Genomic DNA, 15158 nt, shown 5'->3' with positions numbered 1-15158 from the left:
GACAAAATCTATGAAGTTTCAATATTCTTTCGTTGCTATGTCACTAGCCCTAGCAGGCTGTGGCGGTGGTTCTGGTGGTGATACGTCGGCACCGACCTATGATGTAGCTGGCACCATCGTTTCTGCAGGTACACTTCTTGATACGCCAGTGTGCATCGATTTAAACCAAAACTACGTTTGTGATACCACTGAACCGAGTGCTAAAACGGATAATGTCGGTAAATTTAGCCTAACTTCAAGCAACAAAAACGTACTGACCAGCATCATTCTTGCTCAAGTTGATCAAGGTTCAAACCAAACGTTGCATCTTGCGGCTCCGGGCCAAAATTTAGCAACGGGCAACACGGTCAATGGTGTAACAACGTTGCTCGCAGGTCTAGTGATTGACGGTAAAACCGTTGCTCAAGCTGAAGAGATCGTAAAAGCGCAACTCACCGATGCCGGCGTTTCTCTGTCTGGTACGGTAATGTCTAACGCACAAGCCAGCGAGCTAGATAAGCTAGAGCAAAACACGGTTGCACTATTAGCTACGATGCAGCCACAACAAATGACCAAAGGCGTAGCGCTGCTTGCTCAAAGCCTTAGCTTCCAAGGTAAATCGCTGGCCTCTGATCTTCTGTCTGAAGCGGAAGTGGTTGCATTTGCTGAAGAAATTGCAGCGGTTGCTGAACAAACGGTTGGTAGCAACGATACGGGCGCCGTTCTTCATTTTGCTGAGGGCGCAGCAGACGTAGCAGAGGTTCAAGCGTCTTACCCTGGTCAAGATGCGGAATACGGCTTCGACAGAGAGGACAAGCAAACGTCGACAGGCGCTGGCTTTAAGTTCGTCAAGCTAGATTCACAAGGTGCTGCTTTAACTGCAGATGCGAAAGAATGGGCATGTACTATGGATGAGCGTACTGGGCTTGTCTGGGAAAACAAGAGTGCGGATGCGAGCTCGGTCCAATTTAAAGATCGTACATTCGTGTATGAGTCAGCAAGATTCAAACCGTATTACGAAGATCTTGAAGTCGTTGGTTGTGTGGATGCTGCTGATGGCATCTGTTCAACAAGCCAATATGTTGAACATATAAACAAGCAATCACTATGTGGCATTGCTGATTGGCGCCTACCAACATACCAAGAGTTCTACGATGTTCTCGACTTAGGTGAAACAGAGAAAGATGCCGACGGCAATGTCTATGGTATGACGACGGCTTACTTCCCTCAACAGGGCAAAGGCAGCCCAGATGTTGAATCAGGTGCAATTTGGCTAAGTGATTTCACATTTAACAATTACTCTACTTATAACTACGAAGGTGCGCTTCAATTTGTAGTTGTTGCAACGAAAGGTGCTGACCGCGGATACGTTAGCTTTGTTGAGATTTATTCTGACAAAGTGGAGCGTGACACAGGCACGTCATATCAATTCCCAATCCGTCTAGTAGCAGTTAAGGGCCAATAAGATGAAGAAACTAATCACCGCGCTATCTCTTGTCTTGTCTTCTCAGGCAGCCATGGCGGCACAAGAGTGTTCTACTGACTTTGCTAAAACGGCACCTAACACGCGTTATACATATTCTGATAACGGTACCGTAACTGACTTAAAAACAGGTCTTACATGGATGCGTTGCCCTGTTGGCTCAACGTGGAATGCGGCAAATGAAGCCTGTGATGGCGCTGCGAAGAAGATGTCATGGCAGTTAGCGCTATCAACCGCTGAGCAAATCCGCAATGAATCAGGTAACCATGCTTTGCATGACTTCGCGGGCAAAAAGAATTGGCGCTTACCAAACGTTAAAGAGTTGGTCGCGTTGACGGAACGTGCTTGCCATAGCCCAGCGATGAACGGCACTGCATTTGCAAGTGGTTACACGTTAGAGGTGGGTGACTACGCAGGCTACATCTGGAGTAACACTCCAAACGGTGACGGCTCAAACGTTATGGTGTTTGATTCATTTAACGGTGAGGTTTACAACTGGAGCCCACTAGAGCCAACGAACACTTTCTCTGTTCTACTGGTCACTGACGAAGAATAACCACACCGTTGAATTTTCTCTAATCCGAATATTAAAAAGCTCCGCCAGTGCGGAGCTTTCTTCATTTCTAACCTTTGGAACTTATCGGGTTGAGCAGAATGTTTAAACTTGGAACTGCTTAAGCTGATGCTTTTGATTTTCTGCTAAGCCAGACAACTCTTGCGCTGCCGCGGCTGATTGAGTGATACCAGTGACGTTCTGACTCACCAATTCATAGATGGTGCTCAGGTTGTTGTTGATGTCAGACGTGACTTGCTTTTGTTCTTCAGAAGCGGTAGCAACTTGGGTGTTGATTGCATTCAGATCTGAAATTGCGCTGTTGATGTCACTCAGTGAACGACTCACTTCTGCGGCAAGCGATTGGTTATCTTCAAGCATGGCTAGGCTCGAATGCATGCTTTCGTTTGCGTGACCAGACTGCTGTTGTAGCTCTTCAATGATGGTTTGGATCTCTTTGGTCGACTCTTGAGTTCTCGCCGCCAGCATACGCACTTCGTCAGCTACCACGGCAAAACCTCGACCACTTTCACCTGCTCGTGCCGCTTCAATTGCCGCGTTCAATGCAAGTAGATTGGTTTGTTCAGAGATGCTCTCAATAACTTCGATCACTTTTCCAATCTGCTCGGACTGATCTTTAAGCGACGTCACTACATGCGCTGCTTCATTCAGCTGGTCAGCCATTTTTGCGCTCGCACGTGTGCTTTCTTCAAACATACTCAAGCTTTGAGACGTCAGTTTGCTTGCTTCATTCGACGCACTATCTGCTCGCTGTGCATTACTTGAAACGTCTGCCGCTGTGGATTCAAGCTGGTTAATTGCTGACGCGACTTGTTCAACTTCTTGCTTCTCTTGATCCGAGTTCGCACTGCTTTGCGTCATCACGGTTGCCAGCTCTGTCGATGCCGAAGCGACATCTTCACTGATTCGAACCAGAGAATCGACCGTACCGCGAAGTTGGTGGATGGTTTGGTTTACGTCATGCGCCAGTTGTGAGACTTCGTTTTTGCCCACTTCGTCTGCTTCGACCAACAAGTTACCTTTTGCTACTTCTTGCATGGTTTGTTGTAGGTTGCGGATTGGAGCAACAATGTAGCTCGCTAGCAGCCAGCTGATCAAAGAAGCTACAGAAAGAATAATAACCAGAGAGACCGTACTGTAAGTCAATGTAGTGGAGTGAAGAACACCATTTTCTTCGACTTCGTCAGTAACGATTTGATTGAGCTTCTTAGACAAGTTGTCGATAGCGTTAATCATCGCTTCACCGGCAAGGCGGTATTGACCCATCGCAGACTCATACTCACGGTCAAAATCGGACGTGGTGTAATCAGAAGAATGCTTGGTATTAAGAAGTGGCGTCATGGTGACACGAGTAAAATCGACGTAGTGATTCATGGCGTCGCGCATGGCGTTTACTTCAGCCTGAATACCTTCAATTTGATCGATAGAATTAAGAAACTCTCGGTTTGTTGTTTGGCGTTGTTGCAGTTCATCGTTCAGTGTTTTGACATCTTCCGCCCTGAAAAGACTGTAAATCGCCTTAATGCGCATCGCGTAGGTGTTGTCTACGATAGAGCCCAGCTCTTCTTTATGCACGATAAGGTTATTGGTAGAAACCGTCACTTTGTCGAATGCTTTCTCTAACTTTCCTATGCCTATGCTCAAACCAACGATGAGCAGTATGACAGTGAAAAGCACGGGCACGAAAACCTGTGACTTAATAGACAGCGTGCTAAGTAATTGACGCATGATTGACCCTCTAAAGATTATAACTATTATTTTTGTAAATAAAGCCAGTTGATTCTAATTAGTAAGCTTGATATATCAATAATTTAACGATGATTATTTGTTATGAAATATATTAAAAGTGATGTGGTTGGCATTTTGTTATTAGCAAAACATTGCAAAGTGTTTTGAGCTCAAAAGTAAATAAAGTTTGATTGCTGATTTATTAAGCGGAAATGACAATATGTCATAGAGGCTTCAACTAAGTGAAACACAACTGTCATATTTGGATTCTAAAGTGAGCACCGTTCAAGTGAAACACAACGGCAATAAAGCCACTTAAAGGAAATTGTGATGAAAAAGACAGTAATCGGTGCAATCGCACTTCTAGGCGCAATGGCAGTGACTCCTGTTTCTGCTAAAGAAACTATCTCTGCAGTGGGTTCTAGCAGCGTAACTCCACTGATGGAAGTTTTCTCTGAAACATACATGAAGACAAACCCGAACGTATTTATCGAAGTTCAAGGCCCTGGTTCATCTGCAGGTGTTAAAGCAGCGAAGAACGGCTCTGCTGACCTAGGTATGTCTTCTCGTAACCTAAAAGATTCTGAAAAAGAGCCAACGCTAAAAGAAGAAGCTGTTGCTCTGGACGGTATCGCAGTTGTTGTAAACCCACAAAACAAGCTTAATGGCCTAACAGCTGAGCAAGTTACTGCAATCTACAAAGGTGAAGTAACAAACTGGAAAGACGTTGGCGGTGCAGACAAGCCAATCGTTGCAATCACTCGTGATACGGCTTCTGGTACTCGTGGTGCATTCGAAGACATCATGAAGCTAAAAATGAAAATTTCTGGTAAGAAAGTATCGGCAATCTCTCAACGTGCTCAAGTTGCTAACGGTAACGGCGCACTGAAGACAATGGTTGCTTCTAACCCATACGCAATCGGCTACATCTCTCTAGGTACAGTTGATGGCTCAGTAAATGCACTTCCAATTGATGGTATCCAAGCTTCTGTAGACAACGTGAAAAACGGCTCTTACAAAGTTGCTCGTCCATTCCTTGTTCTTTATAAGGAAGGCAAGCCATCAGCTGAAACTCAAAAATTCCTAGACTGGATGCTAACTAAAGAAGCGCAAGCGCTTGTTGACCAAAAAGGTTACATCTCAGTTCACTAATCCCATCGGGACTCTAAAGTTTGCTCAGCCCACCATTTCGGGCTGAGCCTTTTCTATCCATTGTGTTCGACGCCATTGCCAAGAACCGTGAGATTTTTATGACCATCGCAACAAATAGTGAAAAGCTTATGACTACTGACGCTAAAGCGATCAGCAAGCCAGGCCTGCGCGAAAAACGCCGCGTTGATTGGAAAGAGCGCATCTTCCACGGCTTGTTCCTAACGAGTGCTGTAATCGGCATCGTATCATTAGCAGTAATCGCATACTTCATCGTTCGAGAAAGTATCCCAGCATTCCAAGAAGCGGGCGTCTCGGGCATTGTTCTAGGCCAAAACTGGCTACCACCAGCACTTTACGGTGTTGCAACCATGATTGTTGCTTCCATCGTTTCGACGGCAGGCGCTGTTTTAGTCGGTGTTCCAGTTGGTGTCTTGACCGCTATCTTCATCGCTGAAATCGCACCAAAGCGCTTGGCTGACATCATCCGCCCAGCGGTTGAGCTGCTAGCCGGTATCCCTTCGGTGGTTTACGGTTTCTTTGGTCTGGTTATTATTGTTCCATTGATTCAGAACGTATTTGATGTACCAGCCGGTAACACTATCTTGGCCGGTATCATTGTTCTTGGTGTGATGATTCTACCAACGGTAATTACGGTATCTGAAACGTCTATCCGCGCGGTTCCTCGCACTTACAAAGAAGGCTCTTTGGCTCTGGGCGCATCAAAAATCTACACCATCTTTAAATTGCTCGTTCCAGCGGCTCGCTCAGGCATCATGACAGGTGTGATTCTGGGTATCGGTCGTGCGTTGGGTGAGACCATGGCGATCATCATGGTAATGGGTAACGCGCCAGCAATGCCTGAAGGCATCCTTGATTCGGCACGTACGCTAACCGCAAACATCGCTATTGAAATGTCTTACGCAAGTGGTGTTCACGCGAACGCACTTTACGCTACAGGTGTGGTACTTCTGGTCTTCATCATGACGTTGAACGCTGTACTACTGTACCTAAACCGAGAAAAAGCGAAGTAATCGCTCGTTAAAGGTGACTATTATGGATCGCGCAAAACTGAAAAAAGCACGCCAGTTCAAAGATAATGTCTTTAACGCATTTGTCTGGATCTCGGCAGCACTGACGGTAGGTTTCTTGTTCTGGATTATCTGGTACATCCTATCAAATGGTCTACAACACGTAGATTGGAACTTCATTACTGATAACTACACGCGCACAGGTGAAGAGCACGGTATCTTCCCAATGATTGTGGCGACAATTTACATGGTTATCGCATCTATCGCAGTGGCAGCACCACTCGGTATCATGACGGCAATCTACTTGACCGAATACGCGAAAGTGGGCAGTCGTTTGGTGAAAATCATTCGATTCTGTACTGAGTCATTGGCGGGTATCCCGTCGATCATCTTCGGCCTGTTCGGCATGACTTTCTTCGTGGCGATTCTTGGCCTTGGCTTCTCGATTCTGTCGGGTGCATTGACGCTAAGTATCCTAATCCTGCCAGTTATCATCCGCACCACGGAAGAAGCGTTGATGGCAGTACCACAAACGTACCGTGAGGGCTCTTACGGCCTGGGTGCATCTAAGATTTACACCATCTGGCGTTTGATTCTTCCGAGCGCAATGCCAGGTATCTTAACCTCGGTCATTCTAAGTATTGGTCGTGTCATTGGTGAGTCTGCTCCAGTATTCCTGACAGCAGGTATGGTTGCACGTATTCCGGATTCTCTATTGGATTCAGGTCGTACATTAACCGTTCACCTATACAAACTGACTACCGAACTGTTTACCATTGAAGAATGGAATCAGGCTTACGGTACCGCGACAGTTCTGATTGTTGTTGTTCTATTGATCAACATGTTCACAAAACTGATTGCACGACGTTTTAACACCGCAACTTACTAACGAAACGAATTAAGAACGCACGTTAAAAGACACGAATTCAAGATTTAAGAGATTAAGAAAATGAACAAGTTTGATATTGAAAACCTAGACCTATTCTACGGTGAAAACCAAGCACTGAAATCGATCAACCTGCCAATTCCTGTTCGCCAAGTGACGGCGCTTATCGGTCCTTCTGGTTGTGGTAAATCAACACTACTACGTTGTTTGAACCGCATGAATGATCTAATCGAAGGCGTAAAGATCACGGGTAAACTGTCAATGGATGGCGAAGATATTTACGGTAACATCGACGTTGCTGACCTTCGCATCAAGGTGGGCATGGTATTCCAGAAGCCAAACCCATTCCCAATGAGCATTTACGAGAACGTGGCTTACGGTCTGCGCGCTCAAGGCATCAAAGATAAGAAACACATTGATGAAGTGGTTGAAAGTTCACTTCGCGGCGCAGCACTTTGGGATGAAGTAAAAGACCGTCTTAAGTCACACGCATTTGGTCTTTCTGGTGGTCAGCAGCAGCGCCTTTGTATCGCACGTACCATTGCGATGGAACCAGATGTGATTCTGATGGATGAACCAACATCGGCACTTGACCCAATTGCGACGCACAAAATCGAAGAACTGATGGAAGAGCTGAAGAAGAACTACACCATTGTTATCGTAACGCACTCAATGCAGCAAGCGCGTCGTATCTCAGACCGCACCGCGTTTTTCCTAATGGGCGAATTGGTTGAGCACGATGATACACAGGTGATCTTTAGCGAACCAAAAGACGACCGTACTCAAGGTTATGTAAACGGTGACTTCGGTTAATCAACCTATTTATTGGCATATACACAAATAACTATAAGCGATGGTACTCTTGCCCCTCTTGATGAGGGGCTTTTTTTCGTTTTTAGGCTGATTATTTTGTCAACATTAATAATCTTCATCATGGATCATTTTTGCGCCGATATTTTGCAGTATGTAACTCTGATGAAACATCTGTCTAAAAATGTTGAAAGGTTCTCGAATGTGAAATTAAGTCCATATTTTTTGCGAAAGACTTAACAGCTCAACTTGGACTCCATTGATTGCATATCACCAGCTAAGTAGTTTTTTATTGAAAATAAAAAAGTAGATTAGGTTGGCCAGGTGAGTTTAAAAAGTTTTACGAGGACGGTTTCTTCCACGAGAGACCACAGATTATTGGCGGAGGCCATATTCAAACATCTAGAGCAGCACTTTTCTCCAGGTGCTATCGCTATTTTTGATGACCCGTTAACGAACTCGTCTGGCTCGGTAAGGTTCTCACGAGGCGATCTGTTCTCTATTCAAGAATATCCGCAAGCCTTTTGGGAATGGGCAAACCAGTTTGATACCTCAGAGGGCATCATTCCCTTGGCTATCAATACATGTAACTGGAACCATGCCCAAGATTTGGGGGGCGAGAGCTACATTATGATGCTCGACAACACGCCAATTAAACGTACCTACCTACTTATCCAAAACGTTCAAGCTCGCTCCGCCCACAACATCTATGAAGAAAGTTACGATGCAATGCAACTGTCAGCGGCTCGCTGGCAATGTATTCGTGCAGAAAAGAACGCTTCCCTTGAAATGAAGCACCGTGACGTGCGTGAAGCTCAGTACGTGGATGAGCTAGGGCAACGTGAGCGTTTTATCGAGAACATGAAACTGGTGCAGCAAGTCGCGCTGGATATCTCTAATCCTGACTCCCTAAAAGATCTCTATTTAAAAGCGGTGGAAGCACTGCGCGAGCGATTGGGCTTTGATCGTTCAACCCTGATGTTGCTCGATATGAAAAAACGTAGCTTCAGCGGTACTTATGGCACTAACGAGTCGGGCAGCACGATTGACGAGTTCCACACTCAGTACGATTTACATCAATTAAGTGAAGGGTACATTGCGGCCCTTTCGAGCCCGGAACGTAACTTGGTTATCGTCGATGATGCACCCATTTATACCGCGGGCAAAGTCGTCGGGCAGGGGTGGAATGCGATGTTGATCTTGCGCGACGGTAATGAACCTTTTGGCTGGTTTGCCTTGGATAACTTTATTCACCGTAAGCCGATTACCGCTTACCAAAAACAGATTTTGGAATCCTTTGGCTCTTTATTTTCACAGATCTTCATCCGCAAACGCCAAGAACAAAATGTACGTATGCTTCATTCCAGTATGGTTGAGTTATCACGCTGTACCACGGTAAGTGATGTGTGCAAATCCGCCGTCACATTTGCGATTAAGAATTTAGGCATCGACCGAATGGCAGTGTTCTTAACCGATGAAAATTGCTCTTATATGCAAGGCACTTGGGGAACCGACATCCAAGGTAACGTGGTTGATGAATCTTACTTTTTTGGTGAAACCCAAGACTTCTCTTTGATTAACTTAGCCCGATCGATGCCAAACGAAGTTGCTTTTGAGGAATCGGTTCCTATCTATCATGACTATAAAATTGCGGGCTTTGGCTGGGCGGCAATGACGGTGCTGACCTCGAACAGCAGTGGCCCCATTGCCTTTATCGCTGTTGATAACCTTTTGACTCGTGCTCCTCTCACTTCTCAACTGCGTGAAGTGATTCGAATGTTTGCCTCCAGCTTGGCTGAAGTTCTTCAACGCACACAAGCGCAAGAGGCCATCCGAGAGTTGAACGAAAACTTAGAGCTCGAAGTTAAGAACCGAACCACGGAACTGCAAGAAGCGAATCGACAACTGGAGATTTTATCCAAACTCGACCCATTAACGCGCTTAGGTAACCGCCGTATGCTGGAGCATGTGATGCAGAAGTACTGTTACCTCGAGCATGATGAGCTCATGTCTTTTGGCTTGATTCTTATCGACATTGATCACTTTGGCTTGTTTAACAATCATTACGGGCATTTAGAGGGCGATATTGCGTTGATGCGCATTGGTAATATCCTCGAGCACCATACTAAAGATGAAGACGAAGTCTTTTGTCGCATTGGCGGGGAAGAGTTTGTCTTGTTGATGATTGGATCGAGCCAAGAAGAAGTTCGATTACGTGCAGAGTGCATTCGTCGTTGTATTGAGGAAGAGGGGATCAAGCATCGTCATAATCCAGAAGGCGAATTGCTGACGGTGTCGGTTGGCTATTCTTGCTATCAGGCGCAAGGAAAAGACTTCAATTTTGACCACCTCTATCAGCTTTCGGATAAAGCCCTTTACCAAGCCAAAAATAGCGGTCGAAACTGCGTGCGCATGTTTGAGGCAACAGACCAAATCGTGGCCTAAGCAAGCAGGCACGAATAAGACTGAAATAAAATGGCAGCTCGATGTGAGCTGCCATTTGTCGTCTTAGTATTGAAAGAACTCACTAGAGCTTTTCTAGTTGATGGCTAGGTTTGCTTTTCTTCTCTTTAGCCAGTTGTTTGACCTTGGCGATCAGAGAGTTAGGTTTCCATTCCTGCTGAGTTGAACTAAAGCGAGAGTGGTTCATCAAATTCAGTTCTTCTTTCACGGCTTTCACTGCTTCAGACTCATTGCTAAGGTGGTGAGTGTTTAAGTAGTCGTTAACTGCTCTTTCAATCTTGACGCTGTCACCTTGTTTGATGATGTTTTCTAGATCTTGTAATGATGAGCCGTGAGTCGATGTCTCAACTTTTTCAGCCTTTGGCGCCCCACGTTTTTTCCAAAGCCCAAACGCAATCGCAGATGAGACAAGCCACAGTAAACCAAATACGAATGTCAGCGTTTTCCAGATAGAATCCACACCACCTTGAACCACAGGGGCAGACGTTGTCGCTGGTTGTGCTGGTAACGCACTTTCTGGCAGAGTGATTAAGCCACTATCGCTTTTCTCGACATTAAGCTTCAGCGATGTGATATCCGCTTGTCTTGCTTGGTCACGGTTACTGTCCCACCAGTTTAAGCTGTAACCCGGCAGGGTAAGGTCGCCAGCTTCAGTCGGAATTAACACCTGTTTGACAGTCATGGTTACCGTTCCATCGCGGGAGTTTTCAAACTGCGGTTGCTCTGGATAAACACGCAAAGTACTAGGGTAGACGATACCAATGCGAGGTAAATATTCTGCCTGAGTTCCGCGAGCTCGGATGCGGATCGTACGTGTGATCGATGTGCCCTGTTTTACAGTGTTAACTGTAGTTGCTGATAGTGGATTACCTTGCTCATCTTGCCAGCTTTGTGTCATTTCCAGTGCGGAAGCTGGTAGCCAGTTACCTTTAAAATCCTTCGGAATAGGCTTCACAGTAATCGGCATTTGCTCTGCTTTGGTATTGATTGGCATGACCTTGGTAGAACCAGTTAGGCTGTCGCCGTAGATGTAAGAACCCGTTAATTTCGGGCCATTCAGCGTGTAGGTGCCAGGTTGTTCGGCTGTAATGCGGAAAGCTTGCTCCACAACCGTGACTTCAAGCCCATCAATGATGCGCTGGCCTTGCTTCATATCACTGGCTGGCTCAATTTTCATTCCTTCAATGCTTGGTGGCACGATTTGCGGATTATCTAAGCGACGAGGATCGACTTTTATCGCCAGTTGCATGCGAAGTGTCGCTGACTGCTGTGGATACAAAGTGTGGCTATCGACACTCATATCGAAGCTGAACAAATCTTCTAGGCTAGGTTCTGCTTGGTTTTTGGTTACTCGTAACTTAATTGGCTCGGTCTTCATACCGTCTGCAGAAAAGCTCGGAATGGTGACGACGCCTTCTTTCATCGGTGCAATCGAGATGCTCCATTCCGTTCGAACGGTTTTGTGGCCATTAATGTTATTGCTTGAACGACCGTAACGAGGCTGCCCTAAAAAAAAGTCTTGTTTCAATACATCGAAATCAATCGCGTCTGAGCCAAGCTCGGTATCTGCCATGATCCTTAAGTTGATCACTTCGTTCTTCGCCACCTGAGTTTTGTTTACACTGGCTTGAAGGCTTTGTGCGAAAACCGAAAAGCTGGTCAGTAGGCTGGCCATTAGAACAAAGACCAGTTTGGCGCCTTTTTTCATCATGGACTTACCACTCCTTATTTGATTGTTGTGGACGCTGTTTTTGTTGCGCTTGAAGTTGCATTTGAGCTCGAATCAAGAAGCTAGGGTCACGTGCGCTTTCTACCGCCTCAAGGCGGCGGAATTCAGGATCATCCTGAGGCGTTTTTTCTGGTTGAGCTTGCGCCTGTGTAGGTTCACCTTTTTGCTCGCCCTGTTTCTCTTCTTCTTGCTTGGCTTTTTGTCGCTCAGCTTTCTGATTTTCTTGTTTATTTTCAGGTTCTTGCTGGTTTTGTGACTGCTGCCCTTGCTCTTGTTTAGCATCACTCTGAGACTTTTGTTGCTGTTGCTGTTGCTGTTGCTGTTGCTGTTGCTGTTGCTGTTGCTGTTGCTGTTGCTGTTGCTGTTGCTGTTGCTGTTGCTGTTGCTGTTGCTGTTGCTGTTGCTGTTGCTGTTGCTGTTGCTGTTGCTGTTGCTGTTGCTGTTGCTGTTGCTGCTGTTGCTGCTGTTGCTGCTGTTGCTGCTGTTGCTTCAGTTTCTTCTCTACAACCGACAGGTTCTTTTTCGCAGCTTCAAAGTCAGGTTTTTCTTGAATTACGTTTTTATAGAGCTCTGCCGCATCCTCAAGTTGTCCGTTCTTAGCAAGTGCGTTTGCCAAGTTGTAACGGCCATCAAGGCTTGGATTATTGGAGAATGCTTCAATCGCGCTTTCGTAATCCCCAGCTTGGTAGCTTGCTGCACCTTTCCAGTTAGGATCAGTGAAGGTACTTTGGGCTTTTTCGTATTCACCTTGTTGATAAAGCTGTTCGCCTTGTTGGTTTTGATTCAAAAACGCATTGGCTTCTGCTTTCGGTGTCCAACTCATCGGTAACACGGTCGCTACCAGTAACCAAATCATGCCTCGACGGAAGAGTAGTGCTGCAGGAATCAACAGCAGAGGTAGCAACCAGAAACCACCGTTCAAGCGAGAGTCGGTTTTCACGTCTTCACTTTGCTTGGCGGCAAGGTTGTTACTCGCGTTATTAGTAAACGCGGCAATGTTCTCGACATCACGGTTATTGTGTTGAATTGGAACAAATAATCCGCCGGTCTCTTTGGCTAACTTCTGTAAGTTTTTCAGGTTAGTCTTCGCTACCACTGTGTTGCCTTGTCGGCTCTTCATTAACGAACCATCCGGAAGAGCAATTGGTGCGCCAGTTGATGTGCCGATAGCGAGTACTGACACACGAATGTCTTTACCGTTTAATAACGCTAATGAGCGAGATAGTTCGGAGTCATCCAAATCATCTGCTAGTACGACGATGTCACCTTGATTGACGCCCGCTTGAGTAAACTGACCAAGCGCGGTTTCAATCGCTGATGGTAAGTTGGAGCCTTGATACGGCATTAACTCAGGAGACAAGTTTTCGATGATGCCAGCGAGTGTGCTGGAGTCAGTCGTCAGTGGACTCAACGTATAAGCATCGCCCGCGTACGCGACCAAACCTGTTGAGCCTTCTTTCCATTTCGGCAGTAAATCCGACGCTTTATAGCGGGTTTGTGACAGGCGATTTGGCTTCACATCCGTTGCGTACATAGAGCGCGACATATCCAGAACTAACACTCGGTTTTGGCTTAGTTCAAAGCTTGGGCGTGTGTTGGATTGCCAACTTGGGCTTGCTAAAGCGATACAAGCGATTGCCCATGCTAACCCCCAAATGGCGAAGTAGTGCTTGGTTTTTACTGAATGACCAAGCATTTTTGCCAAATGAGGTGCAATCAACGATGACTTTTTGGTTCTATATTGGCTGTTAAGGGCAAGGACGACAGGGATGACGAGCAAACCCAACAACCAATACGGATTTAGGAAAGTAAACTCAGCCATGTTTTCTCCTTAGAACAAACAGGAACACGGAAAGCACAAGTGCAGCGCCTAGTGGGTAAGGGAACCATTCCGACTGAGGACGCCATGTTTGCGTATCGCTAGAAACTGGCTCTAGTTGATTAATGGTGTCGTAGATAGTTTCAAGTTCTTTGGCATCACGCGCTCGGAAGTATTTACCACCAGTCATCTCTGCAATCTTGGTCAGTGTTTGCTCATCAAGATCTGAGGCGGTATTGACTTTGCGCGTCATGAAGAAGTCTTTCACCATCATTTCACCAGCGCCCACACCTACGGTGTAGATGGTTGCGTTGTATTTTTCAGCGATTTCAGCGGCTTCAAGCGGATCAAGTACACCTGCTGTATTGCTACCATCACTGAGCAAGATCATTACACGTTGTGGTGCGTCACTGTCTACAAAGGTTTTGGTGCCTAAGCCGATACCGTCACCAATCGCGGTGCGCTGGCCAACCAAGCCAATGACGGTTTGATTGATCTGTTGCATCACGGTTTTACGGTCAGCGGTCAGCGGCGTTTGTAGATATGCATGATCACCAAATAGAACCACACCTAAGCGGTCACCTTGGCGTTTTTCTACGAAATCAGATAAGACTCTTTTGACGGCGGTTAGACGGTCTATGTATTCACCGTTGTCGTTCATGTCTTCTTTCTGCATAGAGCCAGATAAGTCGACCACTAACATCATGTCGCGGTATTTCGGTTGGAACTCAACCGGATCGCCATACCAAACCGGTCGAGCACAAGCGACAACTAACAGAGCCCATAAGCCAATAGACAGGCATTTTTGTACGACCTGTTTTGGTTTGTTGCTGTGTTTGTTGTCTGGCAGGTACGCCAGCTTAATTTCAGCTTGCTGAGTCTCTTCAGGGAAGAACTTATAAATCAGCCAAGGTAGGGGCAGTAACAATAATGCCCACCACCAGACAAACTCAATGTTCAACCACTGAGAGAGGCTCGAAACGAGAGTTGCCTCAGTCACGAGTTTTTGCCTTTTTCTTTGGTGGCAATGCGGTCGCAATCCAGTATGCACAATCATCAATCAGATCTTGATGCTGTTCGTGACCTGATTTTTGATACAGCGCCGCTTGCCACTGTTGTTGTTTATCGACAAATCGAGTTTCTTTGGTGTAACTATCAAGAAACTCGTACCAAGCAGAACCTGTTAATGGCGCGATTTCTTCACGAGGGAAGTAACTCAAAGCCGCTTGACGAAGAACCTCTAATGCAGAAGACGGTGTGTGTGGTGTGATCGGATTGGTCAACAGTTTCAATGCGGTCTTCTTGGCCACAAGACGCTTTGTACGCCATCTTAAGTACAGTACGACGATTAAGATGGAGAGAATTACACCGCCCAGAACAGCCCACCATCCCCAAGCAAGTGGGAACCAATCTGGTGCATTTGGCAGGATTAAAGGTTCAAGGTTTAGGCTTTGATTATTCGTTGTCATTACTATTACTACTGCTTGAATGATTTGTATGTTGTTGC

12 protein-coding genes are annotated in these 15158 nt (G+C 46.0%); 7 read left to right on the top strand and 5 right to left on the bottom strand.

The window, feature by feature from the left end; genetic code table 11:
* Nucleotides 1-10: 10 nt before the first annotated feature.
* Both A8140_RS21100 and A8140_RS21095 read left to right on the top strand, forming a co-directional pair.
* Complete coding sequence (locus A8140_RS21100; RefSeq protein WP_005535223.1) at nt 11-1444, top strand: Lcl domain-containing protein; 1434 nt, start codon at nt 11-13, stop codon at nt 1442-1444.
* Between the two features lies 1 nt (nt 1445).
* Nucleotides 1446-2018: an Lcl C-terminal domain-containing protein gene (locus A8140_RS21095; RefSeq protein ID WP_005535225.1), complete on the top strand. Its 573-nt coding sequence runs from the start codon at nt 1446-1448 to the stop codon at nt 2016-2018.
* Between the two features lie 102 nt (nt 2019-2120).
* Here A8140_RS21095 and A8140_RS21090 read toward each other — a convergent pair whose 3' ends face one another.
* Complete coding sequence (locus A8140_RS21090; protein ID WP_005535227.1) at nt 2121-3764, bottom strand: methyl-accepting chemotaxis protein; 1644 nt, start codon at nt 3762-3764, stop codon at nt 2121-2123.
* Between the two features lie 330 nt (nt 3765-4094).
* Between A8140_RS21090 and A8140_RS21085 the strand changes: the two genes are divergently transcribed.
* The 5 genes from A8140_RS21085 (at nt 4095) to A8140_RS21065 (ending at nt 10085) form a co-directional block, all read left to right on the top strand.
* On the top strand, nt 4095-4916 hold the full coding sequence (locus A8140_RS21085; RefSeq protein WP_005535228.1) for a phosphate ABC transporter substrate-binding protein: 822 nt from the start codon (nt 4095-4097) through the stop codon (nt 4914-4916).
* Nucleotides 4917-5014: 98 nt separating this feature from the next.
* Nucleotides 5015-5947, top strand: a complete 933-nt coding sequence (gene pstC, locus A8140_RS21080; protein WP_005535230.1) for a phosphate ABC transporter permease subunit PstC — start codon at nt 5015-5017, stop codon at nt 5945-5947.
* A 22-nt stretch (nt 5948-5969) separates the two neighbouring features.
* A complete protein-coding gene (gene pstA, locus A8140_RS21075; protein WP_005441059.1) occupies nt 5970-6833 on the top strand; it encodes a phosphate ABC transporter permease PstA in 864 nt (287 codons plus the stop codon).
* A 60-nt stretch (nt 6834-6893) separates the two neighbouring features.
* Nucleotides 6894-7643, top strand: a complete 750-nt coding sequence (pstB, locus tag A8140_RS21070; RefSeq protein WP_005432159.1) for a phosphate ABC transporter ATP-binding protein PstB — start codon at nt 6894-6896, stop codon at nt 7641-7643.
* Nucleotides 7644-8018: 375 nt separating this feature from the next.
* Nucleotides 8019-10085: a sensor domain-containing diguanylate cyclase gene (locus A8140_RS21065; protein WP_038863329.1), complete on the top strand. Its 2067-nt coding sequence runs from the start codon at nt 8019-8021 to the stop codon at nt 10083-10085.
* 82 nt (nt 10086-10167) lie between these two features.
* Here the strand turns inward: A8140_RS21065 and A8140_RS21060 are convergent, their stop codons facing one another.
* Genes A8140_RS21060 through A8140_RS21045 form a run of 4 tightly spaced genes read right to left on the bottom strand, consistent with a single transcriptional unit; the run spans nt 10168 to nt 15120 of the window.
* Entirely contained in the window at nt 10168-11814 is a 1647-nt protein-coding gene (locus tag A8140_RS21060; protein ID WP_038863331.1) for a BatD family protein, read from the bottom strand.
* 4 nt (nt 11815-11818) lie between these two features.
* Entirely contained in the window at nt 11819-13654 is a 1836-nt protein-coding gene (locus A8140_RS21055) for a vWA domain-containing protein (protein WP_087490669.1), read from the bottom strand.
* On the bottom strand, nt 13647-14651 hold the full coding sequence (locus tag A8140_RS21050) for a vWA domain-containing protein (protein WP_005536036.1): 1005 nt from the start codon (nt 14649-14651) through the stop codon (nt 13647-13649). Before A8140_RS21050 ends, A8140_RS21055 begins: the two co-directional genes overlap by 8 nt.
* Nucleotides 14644-15120: a DUF4381 domain-containing protein gene (locus A8140_RS21045; protein WP_005432148.1), complete on the bottom strand. Its 477-nt coding sequence runs from the start codon at nt 15118-15120 to the stop codon at nt 14644-14646. The genes A8140_RS21050 and A8140_RS21045 overlap by 8 nt, the downstream gene beginning before the upstream one ends.
* Between the last annotated feature and the right edge of the window lie 38 nt (nt 15121-15158).

The sequence above is a fragment of the Vibrio campbellii CAIM 519 = NBRC 15631 = ATCC 25920 genome (genome assembly GCF_002163755.1).
GTDB classification, from domain to species: domain Bacteria; phylum Pseudomonadota; class Gammaproteobacteria; order Enterobacterales; family Vibrionaceae; genus Vibrio; species Vibrio campbellii.
This window is presented reverse-complemented; position numbering and strand designations above follow the sequence as displayed.

Bases quoted from the DNA above. Each gene is read 5' to 3' on its own strand.
- pstC (WP_005535230.1), top strand. From the start codon at position 5,015: ATGACCATCGCAACAAATAGTGAAAAGCTTATGACTACTGACGCTAAA.
- A8140_RS21090 (WP_005535227.1), bottom strand. From the start codon at position 3,764: ATGCGTCAATTACTTAGCACGCTGTCTATTAAGTCACAGGTTTTCGTG.
- A8140_RS21095 (WP_005535225.1), top strand. From the start codon at position 1,446: ATGAAGAAACTAATCACCGCGCTATCTCTTGTCTTGTCTTCTCAGGCA.
- pstB (WP_005432159.1), top strand. From the start codon at position 6,894: ATGAACAAGTTTGATATTGAAAACCTAGACCTATTCTACGGTGAAAAC.
- A8140_RS21055 (WP_087490669.1), bottom strand. From the start codon at position 13,654: ATGGCTGAGTTTACTTTCCTAAATCCGTATTGGTTGTTGGGTTTGCTC.
- pstA (WP_005441059.1), top strand. From the start codon at position 5,970: ATGGATCGCGCAAAACTGAAAAAAGCACGCCAGTTCAAAGATAATGTC.
- A8140_RS21100 (WP_005535223.1), top strand. From the start codon at position 11: ATGAAGTTTCAATATTCTTTCGTTGCTATGTCACTAGCCCTAGCAGGC.
- A8140_RS21085 (WP_005535228.1), top strand. From the start codon at position 4,095: ATGAAAAAGACAGTAATCGGTGCAATCGCACTTCTAGGCGCAATGGCA.
- A8140_RS21060 (WP_038863331.1), bottom strand. From the start codon at position 11,814: ATGATGAAAAAAGGCGCCAAACTGGTCTTTGTTCTAATGGCCAGCCTA.
- A8140_RS21045 (WP_005432148.1), bottom strand. From the start codon at position 15,120: ATGACAACGAATAATCAAAGCCTAAACCTTGAACCTTTAATCCTGCCA.